Below are 16,961 nucleotides of genomic sequence, written 5' to 3'. Positions count from 1 at the left end.
TGGCGATAGCACGGCCGCACCGCGGTCACAATGCCTGGCACCAACACAAACGGGATATTCCGACCGGTTCCTCGGCATCGCACCCATGTGGCAGCATCCGTTATCGGGTTGCTCGTCGGTGACTGCGAGCGGGAACGGCGACGAGCGGGTGTTGGGAAGGCGGTCTTCGGTGTCCGGAGACGGGGAAAGCGGTTGGTTTGCTGAGGATATCGCGGTGCCGACCTTCGGCCAGGCGCTACGGCGGCTGCGCGACGAACGCGGCTTCTCCCGCGAGCACCTGGCCTACACGGCGGGCGTGAGCGCCAGCTACATCACCGCCCTGGAGAAGGGCGAACGGGGAAACCCGACGCGATCGGTGGTCGATTCCCTGATGCGCTGCCTGAACCTGATGTCCCCGCTGACCCCCACCGACCGCCGGCATCTGCACGAACTGGCCGGGCTGCGCATACCCGAAACCGCCGACCCGGAGGAACTGCACGCCGCCATCACCCCGGATCAGCAGCGCGCCCTGGCCCTGTTGGAACCGGCACTCGCCGCCTACCTGGACCCGTGCGGAAACATCCTCGACTCCAACGACTCCTGGAACGCGGCCCTGCCCGGGCTCCGCGAGGAGGGCAATGTCTTCCGCTGGATGTTCGGCAGCGAACAGGCGAAAGTCATCGAGGTGGACTGGGAATCCGAAGCCCGCCAATACGTCCAATGGCTGCGCATGACCGTCGGCCGCGCCCCCGGCGACCCAGTCTTCACCACCTTCGTCGCCGACCTGGCCCGCTTCCCCGACTTCCGCCGCTTCTGGTCCGAGGGCGGCGTCGACTTCACCCCACCCGTCCGCACCCAACGCCTCCGCAACCCCGGCTCCGGCGAAATCCGCGAATACAGCGTCCAGGCCGGCCCGGTCCACAACGAAACGTACCCCGACCGAATAACCCTGTTGCTGTGTCTGCCACTTTGATTCGATTCGGTCCTGGAACAGCAGCGGAGTTCGTGCCGATCCGGCACGAACTCCGCTCGTAGAACTTCTTGTCCTACCGGAAATTACGCGGGGACTTCGCTGCGGTCGCCGCTCCACAGGGTGTGGTACTTGCCTTCGGCGTCGATGCGCTCGTAGGTGTGGGCGCCGAAGAAGTCGCGCTGGCCCTGGGTGAGAGCGGCCGGGAGACGCTCGGCGCGCAGGGCGTCGTAGTAGGAGAGCGAGGAGGCGAAGGCCGGGACCGGGATGCCGAGCTGGGTGGCGGTCACGACGACCCGACGCCAGCTGTCGACGGCGTTCTCGATGGCCTCGCGGAAGTACGGGGCGAGGATCAGGCTCGGCAGGGCCGGGTCCGCTTCGTACGCCTCCTTGATGCGGTTGAGGAAGCGGGCGCGGATGATGCAGCCGCCGCGCCAGATGGTGGCCAGGTCGCCGGGGTGCAGGTCCCAGTCGTATTCGGCGGAGCCCGCGGCGATCTGGTCGAAGCCCTGGGCGTAGGCGACGATCTTGGAGGCGTAGAGGGCCTGGCGGATGTCCTCGGTGAATTGGGCGACATCCGTGGGCTTTTCGCCGAGGGCGCCGGAGGCGAGGCCCTTGGCGGCGGCGCGCTGGGCGCGGGAGCCGGACAGGGCGCGGGCGAAGACGGCCTCGGCGATACCCGTCACCGGGATGCCCAGATCGAGGGCGGACTTGACGGTCCAGCGGCCGGTGCCCTTCTGCTCGGCGGCGTCCACGATCACGTCGACGAGCGGCTTGCCGGTCTTGGCATCGACCTGGTTCAGCACCTCGGCGGTGATCTCCACCAGGTAGCTCTCCAGCTCACCGGAGTTCCACTGGGTGAACACGTCCGCGATCTGCTTGGCGTCGAAGCCCAGCGCGTCCCGGAACAGGTTGTAGGCCTCGCCGATGAGCTGCATGTCGGCGTATTCGATGCCGTTGTGCACCATCTTCACGAAGTGGCCGGACCCGTCGGGGCCGATGTGGGTGCAGCAGGGGGTGCCGTCGACCTGCGCCGCAATGGATTCCAGCAGCGGACCCAGCGACTCGTAGGACTCCTTCGGGCCGCCCGGCATGATGGCGGGCCCGTTCAGTGCGCCCTCCTCGCCGCCGGAGATGCCCGCGCCGACGAAGTTCAGGCCGCGCGCCTTCATGGCCGCCTCGCGGCGGATGGTGTCGGTGTAGAGGGCGTTGCCGCCGTCGATGATGATGTCGCCGGGCTCCATGGCCGCGGCCAGCTCCTCGATCACGGCGTCGGTGGCGTCACCGGCCTTGACCATGATGAGCACGCGACGCGGCTTCTCCAGCGCGGCCACGAACTCCTCGACGGTCTCGGTGCGCACGAAATCACCCTCGCCGCCGTGCGCCTCGAGCAGTGCGTCGGTCTTGCCGATGCTGCGGTTGTGCAGGGCCACGGTGTACCCGTGCCGTGCGAAGTTGCGGGCGATATTGCTACCCATGACCGCCAGGCCGGTCACGCCGATCTGAGCGCGCGCTTCCGAGGTCGCCATGAAACAGCCTCTCCGTTCGAAGATTGTGATGACCGCACGAAGTCTCCTCGGCGGCGGCATCGACGGATGCGCTCCACGACGCCATACCTTTTCTACCCGGTCCGGCCTCCGCCGCACCGAGGGACCCCGGCCACGCGGGCGGGCTCAGCCCGCCAGGCGGGCGGTGACGGGCGCGATCGCGACCGCCTCGGGTTCGCGGCGGGACGTCCAGCCGAGCCGCTCGCCCAGTACCCGCGCACAGCAGCGGATGGCGCGCACGGCCTCGGTCTCGCCGTTCGCGCGCCACAGCAGCGACCACGGATAGTAGGCGGGCTCGGCGATCGCGATCCAGCGCAGGCCCGGCAGCGGCGCACAGGACCGCGGCACGCACACCAGCGCGTGACCGTCGCGGACCAGCCGGCCCGCGCCCAGCACGCTGTGCACCGTGCCCGGGTAGGGCGTGGCCGCGAATCCCGCTGTGCGGCACAGCTCCCGGATGTACTCGTTGAATTCCGGCGCGCGGGATTCGTCGGCGAACACCAGCGTCTCCCCGGCCAGTTCGGTGAGCGGCACCGCGTGCCGGTGCGCCCAGGGATGCTCCGCGGCGACCAGCACACCCAGCCGATCCAACCGGATGACCTCCGACGCCACCTCGTCCGGCAGCTGTGACGCGCGCCCGATGCCGACATCGAGCCGCCCCTGGGCGAGCAACCGGCACTGCTCGGGCACCCCGGCCTCGACCTGATGCACCTCGACCAGTTCCGGATGATGATGCCGGACCGCGGCCAGCACCACCGGCATGGTGTCGAAACTGGCGTCCCCCTGCGCAACCCGCAGGACGGCATCGGTCCCGGTCATGGTGCGCGCCGCGGCCGCGGCCCGGTCGACGTGGCTGAGGATCAGCCGGGCCTCGCCGAGCAGCAGCGTGCCCGCGGCGGTGAGGCGCACGTGGTGGGTGCTGCGCTCCACCAGCGGGACCCGTAGTTCGCGTTCCAGCCGCTGAATCTGCTGACTCAGCGCGGACTGGACGATGTGCTCGCGCGCCGCGGCGCGCCCGAAGTGCAGTTCCTCCGACAGCGTCACGAAGTAACGCAGTTGCCGCAGCTCCACGACCGACCCCCTCGCGCCGTTCGGCACCGGTGGTCGATGACCGGTTGCCGTCGGCAGTTTCTCCTTCTCGTGCCCATCGAATATCGCGCGCACGGCCGTCCGGGTAACGAGTGGTGGGCTACCCGATTTTCGGGGGCATACCGCGATCAGTTCGAGTGAAGATGTTTTCGGACTTCGCTGGTTTCCGATCGCGGCGGCCCGGGCTGCACTGGAGGGCATCAGAACTCGCCCCGCCGGGCGGATTCACCGTTTCCATCGAAGGACCGCCCGTCATGAAAGCAATCAGCATCAAGCAGAACAAAGGGCTCGGCTGGATTCCGGACCTGCCCGACCAGCGCGATCACCTCTATGCCGCGCCGGCCGCGACGATCGCCCAATTACCGCCGTCCGTGGACCTGACCTCGAAGTTCGCCCCCGTCTACGACCAGGGCAAGCTCGGCTCCTGCACTGGCAACGGCATTGCGGGGGCACTGCAGTTCGACGCCATGAAAGAACAACTGGCCGACGTATCCGTGCCGTCCCGGCTGTTCATCTACTACAACGAGCGCGTCATGGAGGGCACGGTCGGTCAGGACGCGGGCGCGATGATCCGCGACGGCATCAAGAGCGTGGCCACCGTGGGCGCCTGCCCGGAATCCGAATGGCCCTACGATATTTCGGAATTCGCGACCGAACCGCCGCAGAAGTGCTTCACCGATGCGGCCGAGCATCGGGCCATCCAGTATTCCCGGGTGGCGCGCACGCTCTCCCAGATGCAGGGGTGCCTGGCCGACGGATATCCGTTCGTCTTCGGCTTCACCGTCTACGAGAGCATCTTCAGCCCGGAGGTCGACAAGACCGGCGACATCCCCCTGCCCGCCGCCAATGAACAGGTGGTGGGCGGACATTGCGTGGTCGCGGTCGGATACGACGATTCCAGGTCGGTATTCCGGATCCGCAATTCCTGGGGCACCGCCTGGGGCCGGAACGGATACGGCACCCTGCCCTACGCGTACATGCTCTCGGTCAACGCGTCCGACCTCTGGACCATCCGCACTGTCACCGGCTAACCGCTACGGACAAGCCGAAACCGCTTGTCCGCCAAGCCGGATACCCATGGCAGCGACCGCCGAAAACCGGTGGTCGCTGCCGCGCGCGCACCGATACAGTGCCGGAATGACACGTTTGAATCAGATTGTCGCCGTCGAGAAAGGGATCAAGTCCCGGACCTTCTCCGACCTCACCGAGGCTCATCACAAGCTGGCCAAGAACCCGCTGCTGAGCGGTATTTCGCGCACCTACCGCCCCAAGGACGAGGAGGGCGAGCAGCTGCCGCCCGAGTCGACGCGCGTCCAGGTGAGATCCGAGGAGGTCCTGCAGACCACGGCGGAGATCCTGACCAAACTGTTCGACGTGGTGGCCACCAAGGACTGGGCGAACTGCACCGCCACCGCAGATGTGGTGGTGGACGGCCGCACCCTGGTGCAGGGCGCGCCCATCACCTACCTGCTGTTCCTGGAGAAGCAGCTGGTGGACCTGCACACCTTCGTCCGCAAACTGCCGGTGCTGGATGCCGCGGAGTCGTGGGAATACGATGCCGCCGCGGACTGCTACGCCACCGAGCCGGTACAGACGGTGCGCACCAAGAAGATTCCGCGCAACCACGTGAAAGCCGAAGCGACGGAGAAGCATCCGGCGCAGGTCGAGGTGTATCACGAGGATGTGGTGGTCGGCTACTGGCGCACCATCAGGTTCTCCGGCGCGCTGCCCGCCAAGCGCGTCAACGAACTCACCGAGCGCGTCGAAAAGCTCCAGCACGCAGTCAAGTTCGCGCGCGAGGAGGCCAACAATGCCGAGATCACCCAGCGCAAGCTGGGCGGTGAGATCTTCGGATATCTGTTCGGCTGATCCCCGCGCCGTCCACGGCCGCAGTCACCGGCGGAGCGGGCCGGGGACCGGTTCGAGATGGCCGGCAAGCTGGGCCGGGTGAGTGAGCTGCGGATAGTGTCCGGCGCCGGGCAGTTCGGTGACCGGATGGCCGACGGGCACGACCAGCGGATCGGCCGACCCGACGATGATCTCGACCGGGACACTCACCCGGTCCAGCAGTTCCCGGGACCGCGCCCGCTCGGCGTGCACGGTCCGCATTGCCTCGACTACCCGCCGCGCGACTCCCGGCCGACGTAAATCCGCTGCGGCACTATCGATCTCGGGACCCCGGGGAATCCCCAACATCTCGGCGAGCCGGTCGGTGGACATGCGCCGCAGGACCGACGCCGCCAGCGGTGAGCGGGCCGATTTCGGACCGGGGGCCTGCAGGAACGGCGGTGAGATCAGAACGAGCCTGCTGATGCGGTCCGGATGCTCGACGGCATAGCGCAGTGCGGGCACACACGCCAGCGAGTGCGCGACGAGCACCGGCCGCGTCCGGACCTGGCTCAGCACCTCCCCCAGCCACGCCTCCACCGGCTGGCCGGAGGCGGCCGAGCGGCCCAGACCCGGCAGGTCAGGCGCGAGGGCCGAACCGTGCAGCCGAGCGGCGAGCGGAGCCCACAGATCGGCATTCATCGGAAGCCCGTGCAGCAGCACGTGATCGGGGGTATGCCTGTCTCCGGCGATCCACGTCCGGCTGCCCGCCACGGTATGGAAACCGTAGGGGCGCATCCAGGGCGACGCGGCGCCGAAGCGCTCGGCGACCAGGTCGTCGGCCCACGTCCGCAGCGCATCGTCCGCGGAGGGCATCTCCAGACCCGTTGCGGCGGCGAAGGATCGAGCGGAAGCCGTCGGATAGCGCTCGGTCGAGAGGAAGGACAGCGTCTCGGGATCGGCTCCGGTGATCCTGCGCGGCAGGCGCCGGAGCAGACCGACGGGAACGCTGCGCCGCGGCGCCCGCACCCCCATCTGGTCGGCGACCGTACGCACCAGTTCGGGCAGTCGCGGCGTGGCATCGTCGAGCACCCAATAATGCTCGCCCGCAGGCGATTCGGGGATAGACGCCAAGAAACGAACGAAGTAGTCGATGGTGACGATCGGCACGAAAACCTCCGGACCGCCCGGGACCGCGGGCAGCCGCCCCTCCCACAGATCCCGGACCAGACCGGCCAGCCCGAGATACTGCCCCGGCCCGATCACAGTGCTCGGGTTGGCAATGGTCAGCGGCACGCCGCGCTCGCGTGCCCGGTTCCGCACCGCGAGATCGCCCTCGAATTTCGACGCCTCGTACGCCCCCAGCCCGGCGTAGTCGGGCTCGCCGTCCGGCGCGCTCACCCGGTACCCGCTCACGTGCACCACCCGCCGCAGCCCGGGCAGGGTCGCGGCCCAGTCGAGCACATTGATCGCCCCGATCACATTGGTAGCCCGCGCCTCTCGCACGTCGAGCCCGAACGCGTACCGCGCCGCGGCGTTGTACACGTCGCGCACCTCGGGCAACCCCTCGAGCGGTGCGGTGATGTCGGCGGTGACGACCGTCAGCCCACCGATGTCGACCCCCTTCTCGACGAGCCACGGGGTGAGGGTGTCGTTCCGCACCGCCGCCGCCACCCGTTGCCCCCTGCCGAGCAACTCGGCGACCAGCGAACGGCCGATGAATCCGGTTGCGCCGAAGACGATTGCATCCATGTCCACTCCTAATAGACCGGTCTATATATTTTCGAGACAAAAAGAGAGCCGGCGATCACGCCGGCCCGCATTCACCGCAGCCAGACGGCGATCTGCCTGCCGACCCGATCCAGCGGCTCCCTGCTGCGATGCGCCCTGGCCAGCAGCAGCGCACCCTCGATCAGGGCGAGGATCGCGGTGGCGAGGTCGTCGGCCCCGGGCTGCCCGGCCAGCCGCGCACGCAGGGTCTCCTCCCACGAGGAGTAGACCTCCGAGCACGCCTGCTGCATCGAGTCATTGGCGGCGGCCGTCTCGAGCGCCACGGTGGCGACCGGACACCCCTTCCGCCACTCCGACGTTTCCAGCCTGTCGCCCAGTTGCTGTAGCACCAGGTCGACGAAGTCGGCCACCGGCAACTCGGAATCAGCAAGCGCCCCAAGGGAATCGCCGATCACCGCGCCGGCCCGTCGCACGGACTCCCCCACCAGCTGGTCCTTACCGCCGGGGAAGTGGAAGTACAGCGAACCGCGCGGCGCACCACTGAGCGCGATCACCTGGTTGAGCCCCGCGCCGAAGTACCCTCCGGCCTCGACCAGCTCCTGCGTAGCGTCCAGCAGCCGGTCTCGCGTCTCGGCACCCTTCTGACCCATACGGAAAAACTAGACCGGTCTACATATTCCTGTCAACCCCTCCCGCTCGGCGATCCGGATAATCGCTTGGCCGACCGCCGCGGCGCCGTCTACAGTCGGCGGTGCGCAAGGAGCGCAAGCTGAAACCGAAGTTCCCTGTGACGGGCACAGCGGCCCAGTGGAGGTTCGAGTCCTCCTCCCGCCATCCACGGCGGGATAGCCCAATTGGCAGAGGCACCGCGCCCTCAAACTCACACTCTCGCTCCAGTTTCAGCATTCGCCGCCGAACGCCGAATCGAGGGAACGGATTGTCAGCGTGAAGGTTGCGGGTTCAACTCCCGCCGGCTCAGCCACCAATGGGCCGTAGCTCAATCGCAGAGCGTCACGTTAACTTCAGACTCAACCCGTTCTTAAACGTGTCGGCGTGCCGCAAATGGGCGGACACCGAAACCCCGGGGCAGGCTAGGCCCCGGGGTTTCCCATCCCGCATACCATTGGTCGCACAATTACGGCTTCACACACGTCAGGAACCGGTGCGCGAGGCTTCGCATGCGGCGATTCAGGTGACCTCACGTGAGACCAGCGCGGGCGCAACCCATCTCGAGAGATAGCTGCGAATCTCCTTTCCCCGCCGGGGTGGTCGGCCCGGATCGATGATGAAGGACTGCACGATCCGCAGCATGTGCTCGACGAGTTCGTCCAGATCGGCGCCGGAGATTCCGGCCGCGGCCCAATCCACCGAGAAACGTTCCAGTATCGAGCGCCCGAAAGACCGTGCGGTATCGGAGGTTACGCCGGCCGAGAAAGCGCCGGCCCGCCCGGATCGCAACAGCAGGCCGAGGTATTTCTCCTCCGGCAGGCGCTCGAGCGTATAGGCGATACCCTCCACCACGGCCGTCGCCGGATCGCGGATATCCCCGAGCCGCTCCGCCAGCACATCCAGGAAATGTTCCGTCTGCGCCAGGGCGGTGGCCGTCAAAAGCGCTTCGGCACTGGGGAAGTAGCGATACACCGTCTGACGTGTGACACCGAGATCGCGGGCCACCTCGGCAATGCTGAACTCGGCACCGGAACGATCGATGGCCCGCCGCGCGGCGGTCACGATGCGCTCGACGGCCTCCGTGTCATCGGCCGGCGCCGCCCCCGACCATCCATGCGTGCGCACCGGATCGCCATCCCTTCGCTCGCGATTGTCCCGGCCGAGGTTACAGTCCGGCCTTGACCATACACATGGCCATGACTGTATGGTCAGTGGACGCGAAAGGAAGCCCATGACCACCACCCCGCCCCGGCCCCCGCAGCTCGACTCCCCCGTCCTGCCCAAGATCTTCAAGCGTGTCGCCCGGGCCCAGGTCTGGATCTACCGGCGCACCGGCGGCCGCATCGGCGGAAAGTGGCGCATCGGAGCAGGTTTCCGCAAACCGGTGCCGACCCTGCTGCTCGAACACCGCGGGCGCAAGACGGGCGCCGTCTACACCGTCCCGCTGCTCTACATCACCGACGGGCCCGACACCATCGTGGTGGCCTCGCAGGGCGGGCTCCCGGAACACCCGCAGTGGTACCGCAATCTGTGCGCCGATCCGGACACCCACATCCAGATCCGCGCCGACCGGTTCCCGGTGCACGCCGTCACCGCCGATCCGCAACAGCGCGCCCGGCTGTGGCCCCGGCTCGTCGAGGCGTACGCCGACTTCGACACCTATCAGGCCTGGACCGAACGAGAGATTCCGGTCGTGATCCTGCGGCCGGCCGGCTAGTCGCCGCGCCGCCTCAGACGGCCAGCGCGACCAAAGCGACGATGTGGCCCGGATAGAGCTCGGTGTTCAGCACGCCGACCTGCACCCGGAAGCTCCGCACCGCGCCCGTGCTCCGATCGCGCAGCCGCATGGTGTGCACGGGCGGCGCGAAACCTACATCGCCCGCGGCCCAGAATCGCCGGAAATCCGGAAAGGCGCCGAGCTCCCGCATGATCCCGGCGAATCCGCCGGGATCCGCGGCCGACCCCGCGGTCCCGCGCAGCCAGCCGACCGACTGGCGGACATCGGATTCCCAATCGGCCATCACCTCCCGGGCCATGGGATCGGCGAACATCCACCGGTAGAGATTCCCGGCTTCGCGCAATCCGGGAAACGCCTGCGCCCACTCTTCGTTCCCGGCCAGCACATTCCCGCGGGTGTCGTACAGCGCGGCCAGGTTCGGCCGATGCATCGCGAGCACCCGCAGGACGTCGGCATCGATCGACTTCCGCAGCTCCGCGACCGTCGGATGGCCGCCGATGTCCAGTCCCGCCAGATCGTGCAGATAACGAAGCTCCGTGGCCGACAATGGATTCCACGACTCCAGGCACCGCACCAACGCGTCGACCACCGCCCGGGTCGGCTTGGCTTTCCCGCCCTTCTCCAGCTGCGTGATATAGCTGGCGCTCACTCCGGCCGCGAATGCCAGGCGTTCCCGGGAAACGCCCCGATCGTCGCGCAACCGGCGCAGCAGTTCGCCGAACGAGGGAAGCGCGAGCGCCTGCCTCTCGTCGATACTTCCTACACGGCCCGTCATAGCCGCCCGGCTTCCTTCCCGCCCCCGCCGTATCGTCGGACAACACTCCGAGATCGCGGCCGGGGCAACGCCCAGCACGGAATGCTGCCACAATTTCCACCGTCGTGTCCCGCAACAACACCGGCAATCCGCAGCGGGCAAGGCACGAATCGGCAAACCCACGGCATTTCGAGATCGACGTGTCACACCGACAGGGTTTCGATATCAGTGCGGCCGGTCTCCGCAATTCCAGGGAATTGCCGTCATCGAACTCGGTACGGCGCAATCGAATTCGGGTGGAACAACGCCGAACCGCGCTTCCCCGAAGGCAAGTCCGGGATATCCGATCCGTCCGGTTACCGGCGTTTCCCGCGCGATCAGCGGCTGGGCAAACCAGTTCCTTTGGTATGTTGCACCGAGCACGACCCTGCGGTGGAAAAGTCGTCCGAACGATTCGAACAAAGGGTGTGGGCCTTGTCCTTTCGAGCACTGCGAACATTCCGGGTGGCCGGCGGCGCGCTCGCGGCCGTCGTGGCGGCCGCGACCGGAATCCTGGCGGTCACCGGCGCGCCCAGCGGGCAGGCCGCGCCCGCCGACTGCCCGGGCCTGTCTGTCATAGCCGTCCCCGGCACCTGGGAGACCTCCGTCGAGAACCCGAAGCAGGGCATGCTCTCGCAGGTCACCCGCGGGCTGCCCAGCACGGTGCACACCGAGTACGTCAGTTATCCCGCCACCGCCTTCCCCTGGGACGGCGAGGTCTACGGCAGCTCCAAACGCGACGCCGTGAATGCCGCGCGGGCGCTGGTCGCCGGGACCGCGGCACGCTGCGCCGCAACGCGTTTCGCGCTCATCGGCTACAGCCAGGGCGCCGACGCCGCGGGCGACCTGGCCGCGGAGATCGGCACCGGGCTGGGAGTGGTCCCGCCCGATCGGGTTGCCGCGGTCGGGCTGATCTCCGACCCGCGCCGCTCCCCCACCGATGCGCTGATCGGCCCGCAGGTCCCCGGCACCGGCGCGGGCGGCGCGCGCGCCGGCGGCTTCGGCTGGCTCAGCCCGAAGGTCCGCACCTTCTGCGCCGCGGGCGATCTCTACTGCTCGGTCCCCAACGACGATCTGGCCGGGCGCTCGGCCGGCCTGCTCACCCAGCTGACATCGCAGGATCCGGTCCAGATCCCGAGTTACGCGATGACCCTGCAATCCATCCTGAACGAGGCCCTCTGGCAGGGCGGCGCCGCCATCCTGTCCGCCCCGGCCGACGACCCCGCGAGCGAACAGTGGCTCCGCCAGGTCCAGGATTTCCTGGCCTCCGGCGTCCACCAGTCCTACCCGCACTACGTCGTCGACGCCGACGGCACCACGGCCACCATCTGGCTCCACAACTGGCTCGCCGACACCGCCGACCAGAAGCCCTGACGACACGAAACCCACACGGGCCGCGTCCACCCCGACCTACCGGGTGACGCGGCCCGTGTCGTCACGCCCCCATTGGGTTCGTCCGGCGGAAGGCCTACGTAAGCACGACTGCAACTCGTAGCCCGGCACGTCCGCAAATTTCCGGAACGAGTTCATTTCAAAACAGCCCGACCGGTCCTCGACTCGGGGTACCTTCCTGCCCGTGTCCGTCAGCGGACCGGAAGGAATTGAAAGACAGTGTTCATTGGTCAAATCGGGTCGACCGCGATCCTTGCGGCCGACTCGGCCGACTCCTCCGGCGTCTCCGCCGGCACCCTGCTGATCCCGGCGGCCGGCGTGGCCCTGCTGGTGGTGGGCCTCGTCCTGCGCAATCGGTCGAAGCGGCCCGCGGCCGACGCGGCCGACGAGGCCGGGCTGCCCAAACACACCGGCACCGTCGTCGCCGTCGCGGGCGTGCTGATCCTGGCGCTCGGCATCCTCGCCACCGTCACCAAGGGCACCAGCACGACCGCCGGCCACGATCCCGAACTCGCCGTGGGCAACTGCGTGACCGCCAGCGACTACCGCGGCGCCCAGATCGGCAAGATCCACGCCACCCCGTGTGACGACCACACCGCCGTCTACGAACTGGCCGCCTCGGTCACCAACGGCGCCACCTGCCCGGACGGCAAACTCCGGGACGCGGGCTACTTCGTGCTGACCGACGGCAACCACTCGCTGTGCTTCGCCCCCAATGTCAAGGTGGGCGACTGCTATTCGATGCAGGCCGATGTCAACCAGATCACGCCGGTCGACTGTGCCGGCAAGGCCGGGCCCGGCGTCACGGTCCAGATCGGCGGCCGCTTCGACGGCACCACCGACCCCAACCAGTGCGCCATCCCCGCCGGGGCGACCGTCACGCCGCAACCCGCTCGCGTGGTGTGCTGGCAGCCGGTCAAATCCAGCTAGACCCGACATGTGAACGGGGCCGGGCAGTGTGACTGCCCGGCCCCGGTCACATGGTCAACCGGGAATTACACCGCCGCGGCCACAGCGGGCACACCCTCGGCGAGGTCCTGCTCGCCCAGCCGCGGGTACGTCGGATACTCGATGCCCGAGATGTACTGCACCGTCCGCACGACCTGGCACGAATAGCCGAATTCGTTGTCGTACCAGAGGTAGAGGATCGCGGTGTCACCATCCACGATGGCGGCATTGGCGTCCACGATCGACGCCGCCCGCGACCCGATGAAGTCACTCGACACCACATCGGTGGCCGCGGTGAAATCGAGATTGCGGCTCAGCGGACCCGACAGCGACACCTGCCGCAGGTACTCGAGCACCTCGGTCTTCGTGGTCTCCCGCTTCAGCTGCAGATTCAGGATCGCGACCGAAACATCCGGCGTGGGAACGCGAATCGAGCTGCCGGTGATCTTGGCCTGGAAGTCCGGCATGGCCTTCTTCACCGCCGACTGCGCGCCGGTCTCGGTCAGCACCAGGTTGAACGGCGCGGACCGGCCACGGCGATCCGACTTGTGGAAGTTGTCCAGCAGGTTCTGGTCGTTGGTGAACGAGTGCACCGTCTCCACATGCCCGCGCACGATGCCGAACTCGTCGTCCATCGCCTTCAGCGGCGGCACGATCGCGTTCGTGGTGCACGAGGCGCAGGAGAAGATCTGCTGCGACACGTCCTGGTCGCGGTGGTTGACGCCGTGCACGATGTTCGGCACGTCGCCCTTGCCGGGCGCGGTCAGCACGACCTTCGCGATACCGGGACGCAGGTGCTGCTCGAGGCCCGCGCGGTCGCGCCACTTGCCGGTGTTGTCGATCAGGATCGCGTCGTTGATCCCGTACTCGGTGTAGTCGATCTGCGCCGGGGAGTCGCTGTAGATGAACCGAATCACGTTGCCGTTGGCGATGATCGTGTTGTTCTCGGCATCGACCTTGATGGTGCCGTTGAACTGCCCGTGCACCGAGTCCCGGCGCAGCAGCGACGCGCGCTTGACCAGGTCCTCCTCGCCACCCTTGCGCACCACCACGGCCCGCAGGTTCAGCCCGTTTCCGGAGCCGGCCTTCTCGATGAGCAACCGGGCCACCAGGCGGCCGATCCGGCCGAAGCCGTACAGCACCACGTCCCGCGGGCCAGGCGCCACGGCCTTGTTCCCGTCGAGCACCTCCGCCAGCACCGTCGCGGTGAACTCGGGAATCGACAGCCCGCGATCGTCGGCGCGGTAGGCGTGGACCAGGCGGCCGAGGTCGATCTTGCTCGGTCCCAGATCCAGCTCGCTGAGCACCTCGAGGAAGGGCAGCGTCTCGTCGATCGACAGTTCCTCGCCCTCGATCTGCCGCGCGAACCGGTGCGTCCGCAGGATGCTGATCACCGATTTGTTCACCAGCGACCGGCTGTGCAGGAGGATCGTCACCCCCTTGTCGCGATACAGCCTGCCGATAATCGGAATCATCGCCTCCGCCGCAGCCTCGTGAGCGTTCCAGCGGTCAAGATGGTCGGTAGTCAACACAAATCCTCGGGGTTGCCTCGATGCGTACGTGCACCGATGCTATCCAGCCCCGCGGTATCACAAACCGCGGCTACCCGCATGTGAGATCCAGGTCGCGCCGGAGGCCCGCGAGGTCAGTCCCACCAGAACCACCACAGTGGCGCGGCCGCGTGCGGCTTCAGTTCGTCCAGCGTCCCCACGCCCTGATGCACCTGATCCGAGCAGTACAGGAACCGTTCGAGCGAAACGGCAAGCGCCTCTTCATCATTCTGCGGCGGATTGCCCACCCGCAGCGCGATGGTGCCCAGCCCCATCCCCATCAGCTCCGCACCCCAGTGCCCCGCCCAGCGGCGCAGCATCGCGGCGTGATCGCTGCCGTCGAGGTCGTAGTTGCAGGCTCCCCACCAGTTCAGCAGGTGCGGCACCAGCCACGGCTGCGGCGCCGGGACGAGCGCCAGATACTCGGTGTCGTCGTCGAGAACGGCCCAGGCGTCGGCCCAGCCGAATCCGTCGTGATCCAGATCCGCGGCGGTCAGCACGCGCGGGCTCCGTGGAATCGAGTCGACGCCCTCGGTCACCACCTGCGCCCAGGCCCGCTCCAGCCAGGCCCGGCCATCCGGTTCGGCGAGCTCGATACCCCGGTCGTCCGGATCGAAATTCTCGAGCCCCTCGAGCGTGCGTTCCTCGATGAGCACCGGCCACAGCCCGGTCCGTGAATACACGCCGCGCACCCGCTCCCACGCATCGGCCGCCGGGTACCCCGTTTCGACCTCTCCCACCCAGATCGCCCGGCCCGCAACCGTTCTACCCGCGGGAGTCAGCGGCGGGACCTGCACGCCCAGCGCGGCCAGCAACCCGGTCGGATCCTCCTCCTCCCCGACCAGCATGGCAACCGCGTCGGCAGCATCCCCATCCGCCCGGAACGGCGGTACACCAATCGAATTCAGCACCCCCGGATCCAATCAGCCCGGACCGACAATCCGCCGGTGCCGGGTTCCGGGCCGGAGGCGGTCGCCGCGACGACGACCGCCCGCTACCGATTCGCCGCTGCGCCGGGCGCCTCAGCGCTGTGCGGAGAGGCTGCTGAGCACCCCGCCCGCGTAGCCGCCGCCGAAGGCGCTGCCGAGCCCCGCCGCCGCACTACCGACATCGACCGACCCGGCGCCGACGGCATTGCCCAGATCGGCTGCCGAGCCCGGCGTGATGTCGACATCCGTCAGCGGAAGCCCGTCCGCCGCGGCCGTCCCGATGCCCGCTCCGAACAGAGCGCAGGCCACCGCACTCACAAGAATGGTTCGTTTCATGAAGCTGTTCCTCTTATCCACGTCGCGAAGCAGGTGCAGTCTTCCCCTGCTCCGCGCGCCAGAGCATATGAAATATTGGTAATTCAGATGAGCGTTTTGGACCGTTTGGTACGCCGACCTCGCCCGACGCTCGATCGGCTCGCGTGGATAACACTGATTTGCGAATAGATCGCCGAGGCGCGTGCCCTGCGATTCCGAAACGTGAAGACCGTGGTTCCGGCGGCACGCCCCTGACGCGGAGTCGTTGCCATCGGCGAATACCCATAGCCGGCAGCGCATTTTGGGAAGCCGGTCACATTCGTGTTGTGCCGCGCCGGCCGCCGACGATGGGGGTGTGACAGCAGACGCGTGGAAAGGCGGATAGGCATGGCAGGTCGGCATCGTGCGGTGAGCAAGCCCAGCAGAGTGCTGCGCGGACTTCCGGTAGCCGTGGTCGTCCCCGCCGCGGTCGGCGTCGCCGGGATGGGGACGGCCACGGCCGAGCTTGCCACCCCTCGGGTCATCGAGCCCACCGCGATGGTGGACACCGTCACGGACGTGGCGACCGACAGCCCGGTCGCCGAACCGATCGCGCTCGCCGCCGCCACCCAGCCGTCCGCGCCGGTGGCCTTCGTCCCCGACGCCGCCGCCTCCGCGCCGGCCGTCGATACCCTCGAACCCGTTGCACCCCAGCCCATTCCGTCCGCCGCCCCGATCGCCACGGCGGCTCCGATCGCGAGCCCCATCGAGAACGGCACCTACATCGGCCAGACAGCGGGCCAGATCCTCGGCGGCATCTCCGGCGCGATCCTCGGCGGCGCCGCGGGCAGCGCCCTCGCCACCGCCCTCACCGCCGGCGCGGCCCTGCCCATCGGTGCGATCGGCGGCGGCATCATCGGCGGCGTGGCGGGCACCTACATCGGCTACTACGCAGGCTCTTTCATCGGATCCTGGGTGGCCGAGCAGGCCCCGCAACTGATCCCGAACGTCCTCCCCTGACCCGGTCCGCCATCCCTGCGGCACCGGCACCGGATAGTCACCTGCTCAGCCGCGGCCCGCGCGGTCGGGTTCGGGTGGCCCGAGCAGGTCCCACCGGTTTCCGGAGATGTCGAGGAAGACGGCAACCCGACCGTAGGGTTCGGTGCGGGGCTCGGTCACGAACTTCACACCGGCACCGACCATCCGGCGATATGTCCCCGCGAAGTCGACGACCCGGAGAAAGAACCCGACTCGCCCAGCGACCTGATCTCCGACAGCACCGCGCTGCCTGTCCCCGTCCGCTTGCGCAAGCAGGATCCCGGTAGTCGCGGCGGGCGGGCGAACGACGACCCACCGTTTGGGACGTCCATCATTGGTGAGCGACGGGGAATCCTCGATCAGATCGAAACCGAGTGTCTCAACGAAGAACTCGATGGCGGAGTCGTACTCGTCGACGATGATCGTGATCAGCTCCAGATGCACTCCGTGAGCCTAGGGCCTCCCCA

General features: G+C 68.1%; 17 protein-coding genes. 7 read left to right on the top strand and 10 right to left on the bottom strand.

Annotated features, from left to right (window positions below):
• Positions 1-214: 214 nt before the first annotated feature.
• Complete coding sequence (locus ABZV44_RS20485; protein WP_354838285.1) at positions 215-952, top strand: helix-turn-helix transcriptional regulator; 738 nt, start codon at positions 215-217, stop codon at positions 950-952.
• An 83-nt stretch (positions 953-1,035) separates the two neighbouring features.
• On the opposite strand, the gene gndA is transcribed toward ABZV44_RS20485, so the two are convergent.
• Positions 1,036-2,478: an NADP-dependent phosphogluconate dehydrogenase gene (gene gndA / locus ABZV44_RS20480; RefSeq protein ID WP_354838282.1), complete on the bottom strand. Its 1,443-nt coding sequence runs from the start codon at positions 2,476-2,478 to the stop codon at positions 1,036-1,038.
• Between the two features lie 144 nt (positions 2,479-2,622).
• A complete protein-coding gene (locus ABZV44_RS20475; protein WP_354838279.1) occupies positions 2,623-3,567 on the bottom strand; it encodes a LysR substrate-binding domain-containing protein in 945 nt (314 codons plus the stop codon).
• Positions 3,568-3,839: 272 nt separating this feature from the next.
• On the opposite strand from ABZV44_RS20475, the gene ABZV44_RS20470 reads away from it, so the two are divergent.
• A complete protein-coding gene (locus tag ABZV44_RS20470) occupies positions 3,840-4,616 on the top strand; it encodes a C1 family peptidase (RefSeq protein WP_354838276.1) in 777 nt (258 codons plus the stop codon).
• Positions 4,617-4,722: 106 nt separating this feature from the next.
• Positions 4,723-5,454 carry a hypothetical protein gene (locus ABZV44_RS20465; protein WP_354838273.1) on the top strand — a complete coding sequence of 244 codons (732 nt, stop codon included), beginning with the start codon at positions 4,723-4,725 and terminating at the stop codon, positions 5,452-5,454.
• A gap of 24 nt (positions 5,455-5,478) precedes the next feature.
• Here the strand turns inward: ABZV44_RS20465 and ABZV44_RS20460 are convergent, their stop codons facing one another.
• From ABZV44_RS20460 to ABZV44_RS20450, 3 genes are all read right to left on the bottom strand, one after another.
• Positions 5,479-7,164 carry an alpha/beta fold hydrolase gene (locus ABZV44_RS20460; protein WP_354838271.1) on the bottom strand — a complete coding sequence of 562 codons (1,686 nt, stop codon included), beginning with the start codon at positions 7,162-7,164 and terminating at the stop codon, positions 5,479-5,481.
• A 71-nt stretch (positions 7,165-7,235) separates the two neighbouring features.
• Entirely contained in the window at positions 7,236-7,793 is a 558-nt protein-coding gene (locus ABZV44_RS20455; protein ID WP_354838268.1) for a TetR/AcrR family transcriptional regulator, read from the bottom strand.
• A gap of 538 nt (positions 7,794-8,331) precedes the next feature.
• A complete protein-coding gene (locus ABZV44_RS20450; protein WP_354838518.1) occupies positions 8,332-8,937 on the bottom strand; it encodes a TetR/AcrR family transcriptional regulator in 606 nt (201 codons plus the stop codon).
• A 106-nt stretch (positions 8,938-9,043) separates the two neighbouring features.
• Here ABZV44_RS20450 and ABZV44_RS20445 point away from each other — a divergent pair, with 106 nt between their 5' ends.
• Positions 9,044-9,529 (top strand): nitroreductase family deazaflavin-dependent oxidoreductase, encoded by a 486-nt coding sequence (locus ABZV44_RS20445; RefSeq protein ID WP_354838265.1) that lies wholly within the window; start codon positions 9,044-9,046, stop codon positions 9,527-9,529.
• 13 nt (positions 9,530-9,542) lie between these two features.
• Here the strand turns inward: ABZV44_RS20445 and ABZV44_RS20440 are convergent, their stop codons facing one another.
• Complete coding sequence (locus tag ABZV44_RS20440) at positions 9,543-10,325, bottom strand: helix-turn-helix transcriptional regulator (RefSeq protein ID WP_354838262.1); 783 nt, start codon at positions 10,323-10,325, stop codon at positions 9,543-9,545.
• Between the two features lie 453 nt (positions 10,326-10,778).
• Between ABZV44_RS20440 and ABZV44_RS20435 the strand changes: the two genes are divergently transcribed.
• Together ABZV44_RS20435 and ABZV44_RS20430 are read left to right on the top strand one after the other, a co-directional pair.
• A complete protein-coding gene (locus tag ABZV44_RS20435; RefSeq protein ID WP_354838259.1) occupies positions 10,779-11,717 on the top strand; it encodes a cutinase family protein in 939 nt (312 codons plus the stop codon).
• A 237-nt stretch (positions 11,718-11,954) separates the two neighbouring features.
• Complete coding sequence (locus ABZV44_RS20430; RefSeq protein WP_354838256.1) at positions 11,955-12,665, top strand: hypothetical protein; 711 nt, start codon at positions 11,955-11,957, stop codon at positions 12,663-12,665.
• Between the two features lie 65 nt (positions 12,666-12,730).
• On the opposite strand, the gene ABZV44_RS20425 is transcribed toward ABZV44_RS20430, so the two are convergent.
• The 3 genes from ABZV44_RS20425 to ABZV44_RS20415 form a co-directional block, all read right to left on the bottom strand.
• Positions 12,731-14,212, bottom strand: coding sequence for a glyceraldehyde-3-phosphate dehydrogenase (locus tag ABZV44_RS20425; protein WP_354838253.1), 1,482 nt, complete (start codon positions 14,210-14,212; stop codon positions 12,731-12,733).
• 116 nt (positions 14,213-14,328) lie between these two features.
• Positions 14,329-15,144, bottom strand: a complete 816-nt coding sequence (locus ABZV44_RS20420) for a DUF4253 domain-containing protein (protein ID WP_354838250.1) — start codon at positions 15,142-15,144, stop codon at positions 14,329-14,331.
• 111 nt (positions 15,145-15,255) lie between these two features.
• A complete protein-coding gene (locus tag ABZV44_RS20415; protein ID WP_354838247.1) occupies positions 15,256-15,498 on the bottom strand; it encodes a hypothetical protein in 243 nt (80 codons plus the stop codon).
• A gap of 366 nt (positions 15,499-15,864) precedes the next feature.
• On the opposite strand from ABZV44_RS20415, the gene ABZV44_RS20410 reads away from it, so the two are divergent.
• On the top strand, positions 15,865-16,476 hold the full coding sequence (locus ABZV44_RS20410; protein WP_354838244.1) for a hypothetical protein: 612 nt from the start codon (positions 15,865-15,867) through the stop codon (positions 16,474-16,476).
• 45 nt (positions 16,477-16,521) lie between these two features.
• On the opposite strand, the gene ABZV44_RS20405 is transcribed toward ABZV44_RS20410, so the two are convergent.
• Positions 16,522-16,938: a VOC family protein gene (locus ABZV44_RS20405; RefSeq protein WP_354838241.1), complete on the bottom strand. Its 417-nt coding sequence runs from the start codon at positions 16,936-16,938 to the stop codon at positions 16,522-16,524.
• Positions 16,939-16,961 lie beyond the last annotated feature (23 nt).

The organism is Nocardia sp. NPDC004860 (assembly GCF_040609015.1).
GTDB lineage: Bacteria > Actinomycetota > Actinomycetes > Mycobacteriales > Mycobacteriaceae > Nocardia.
This window is presented reverse-complemented; position numbering and strand designations above follow the sequence as displayed.

What these genes read in the sequence shown, in the direction of transcription:
- gndA (WP_354838282.1), bottom strand. Translation starts at nt 2,478, where the DNA reads ATGGCGACCTCGGAAGCGCGCGCTCAGATCGGCGTGACCGGCCTGGCG.
- ABZV44_RS20470 (WP_354838276.1), top strand. Translation starts at nt 3,840, where the DNA reads ATGAAAGCAATCAGCATCAAGCAGAACAAAGGGCTCGGCTGGATTCCG.
- ABZV44_RS20465 (WP_354838273.1), top strand. Translation starts at nt 4,723, where the DNA reads ATGACACGTTTGAATCAGATTGTCGCCGTCGAGAAAGGGATCAAGTCC.
- ABZV44_RS20460 (WP_354838271.1), bottom strand. Translation starts at nt 7,164, where the DNA reads ATGGATGCAATCGTCTTCGGCGCAACCGGATTCATCGGCCGTTCGCTG.
- ABZV44_RS20455 (WP_354838268.1), bottom strand. Translation starts at nt 7,793, where the DNA reads ATGGGTCAGAAGGGTGCCGAGACGCGAGACCGGCTGCTGGACGCTACG.
- ABZV44_RS20445 (WP_354838265.1), top strand. Translation starts at nt 9,044, where the DNA reads ATGACCACCACCCCGCCCCGGCCCCCGCAGCTCGACTCCCCCGTCCTG.
- ABZV44_RS20440 (WP_354838262.1), bottom strand. Translation starts at nt 10,325, where the DNA reads ATGACGGGCCGTGTAGGAAGTATCGACGAGAGGCAGGCGCTCGCGCTT.
- ABZV44_RS20415 (WP_354838247.1), bottom strand. Translation starts at nt 15,498, where the DNA reads ATGAAACGAACCATTCTTGTGAGTGCGGTGGCCTGCGCTCTGTTCGGA.
- ABZV44_RS20410 (WP_354838244.1), top strand. Translation starts at nt 15,865, where the DNA reads ATGGCAGGTCGGCATCGTGCGGTGAGCAAGCCCAGCAGAGTGCTGCGC.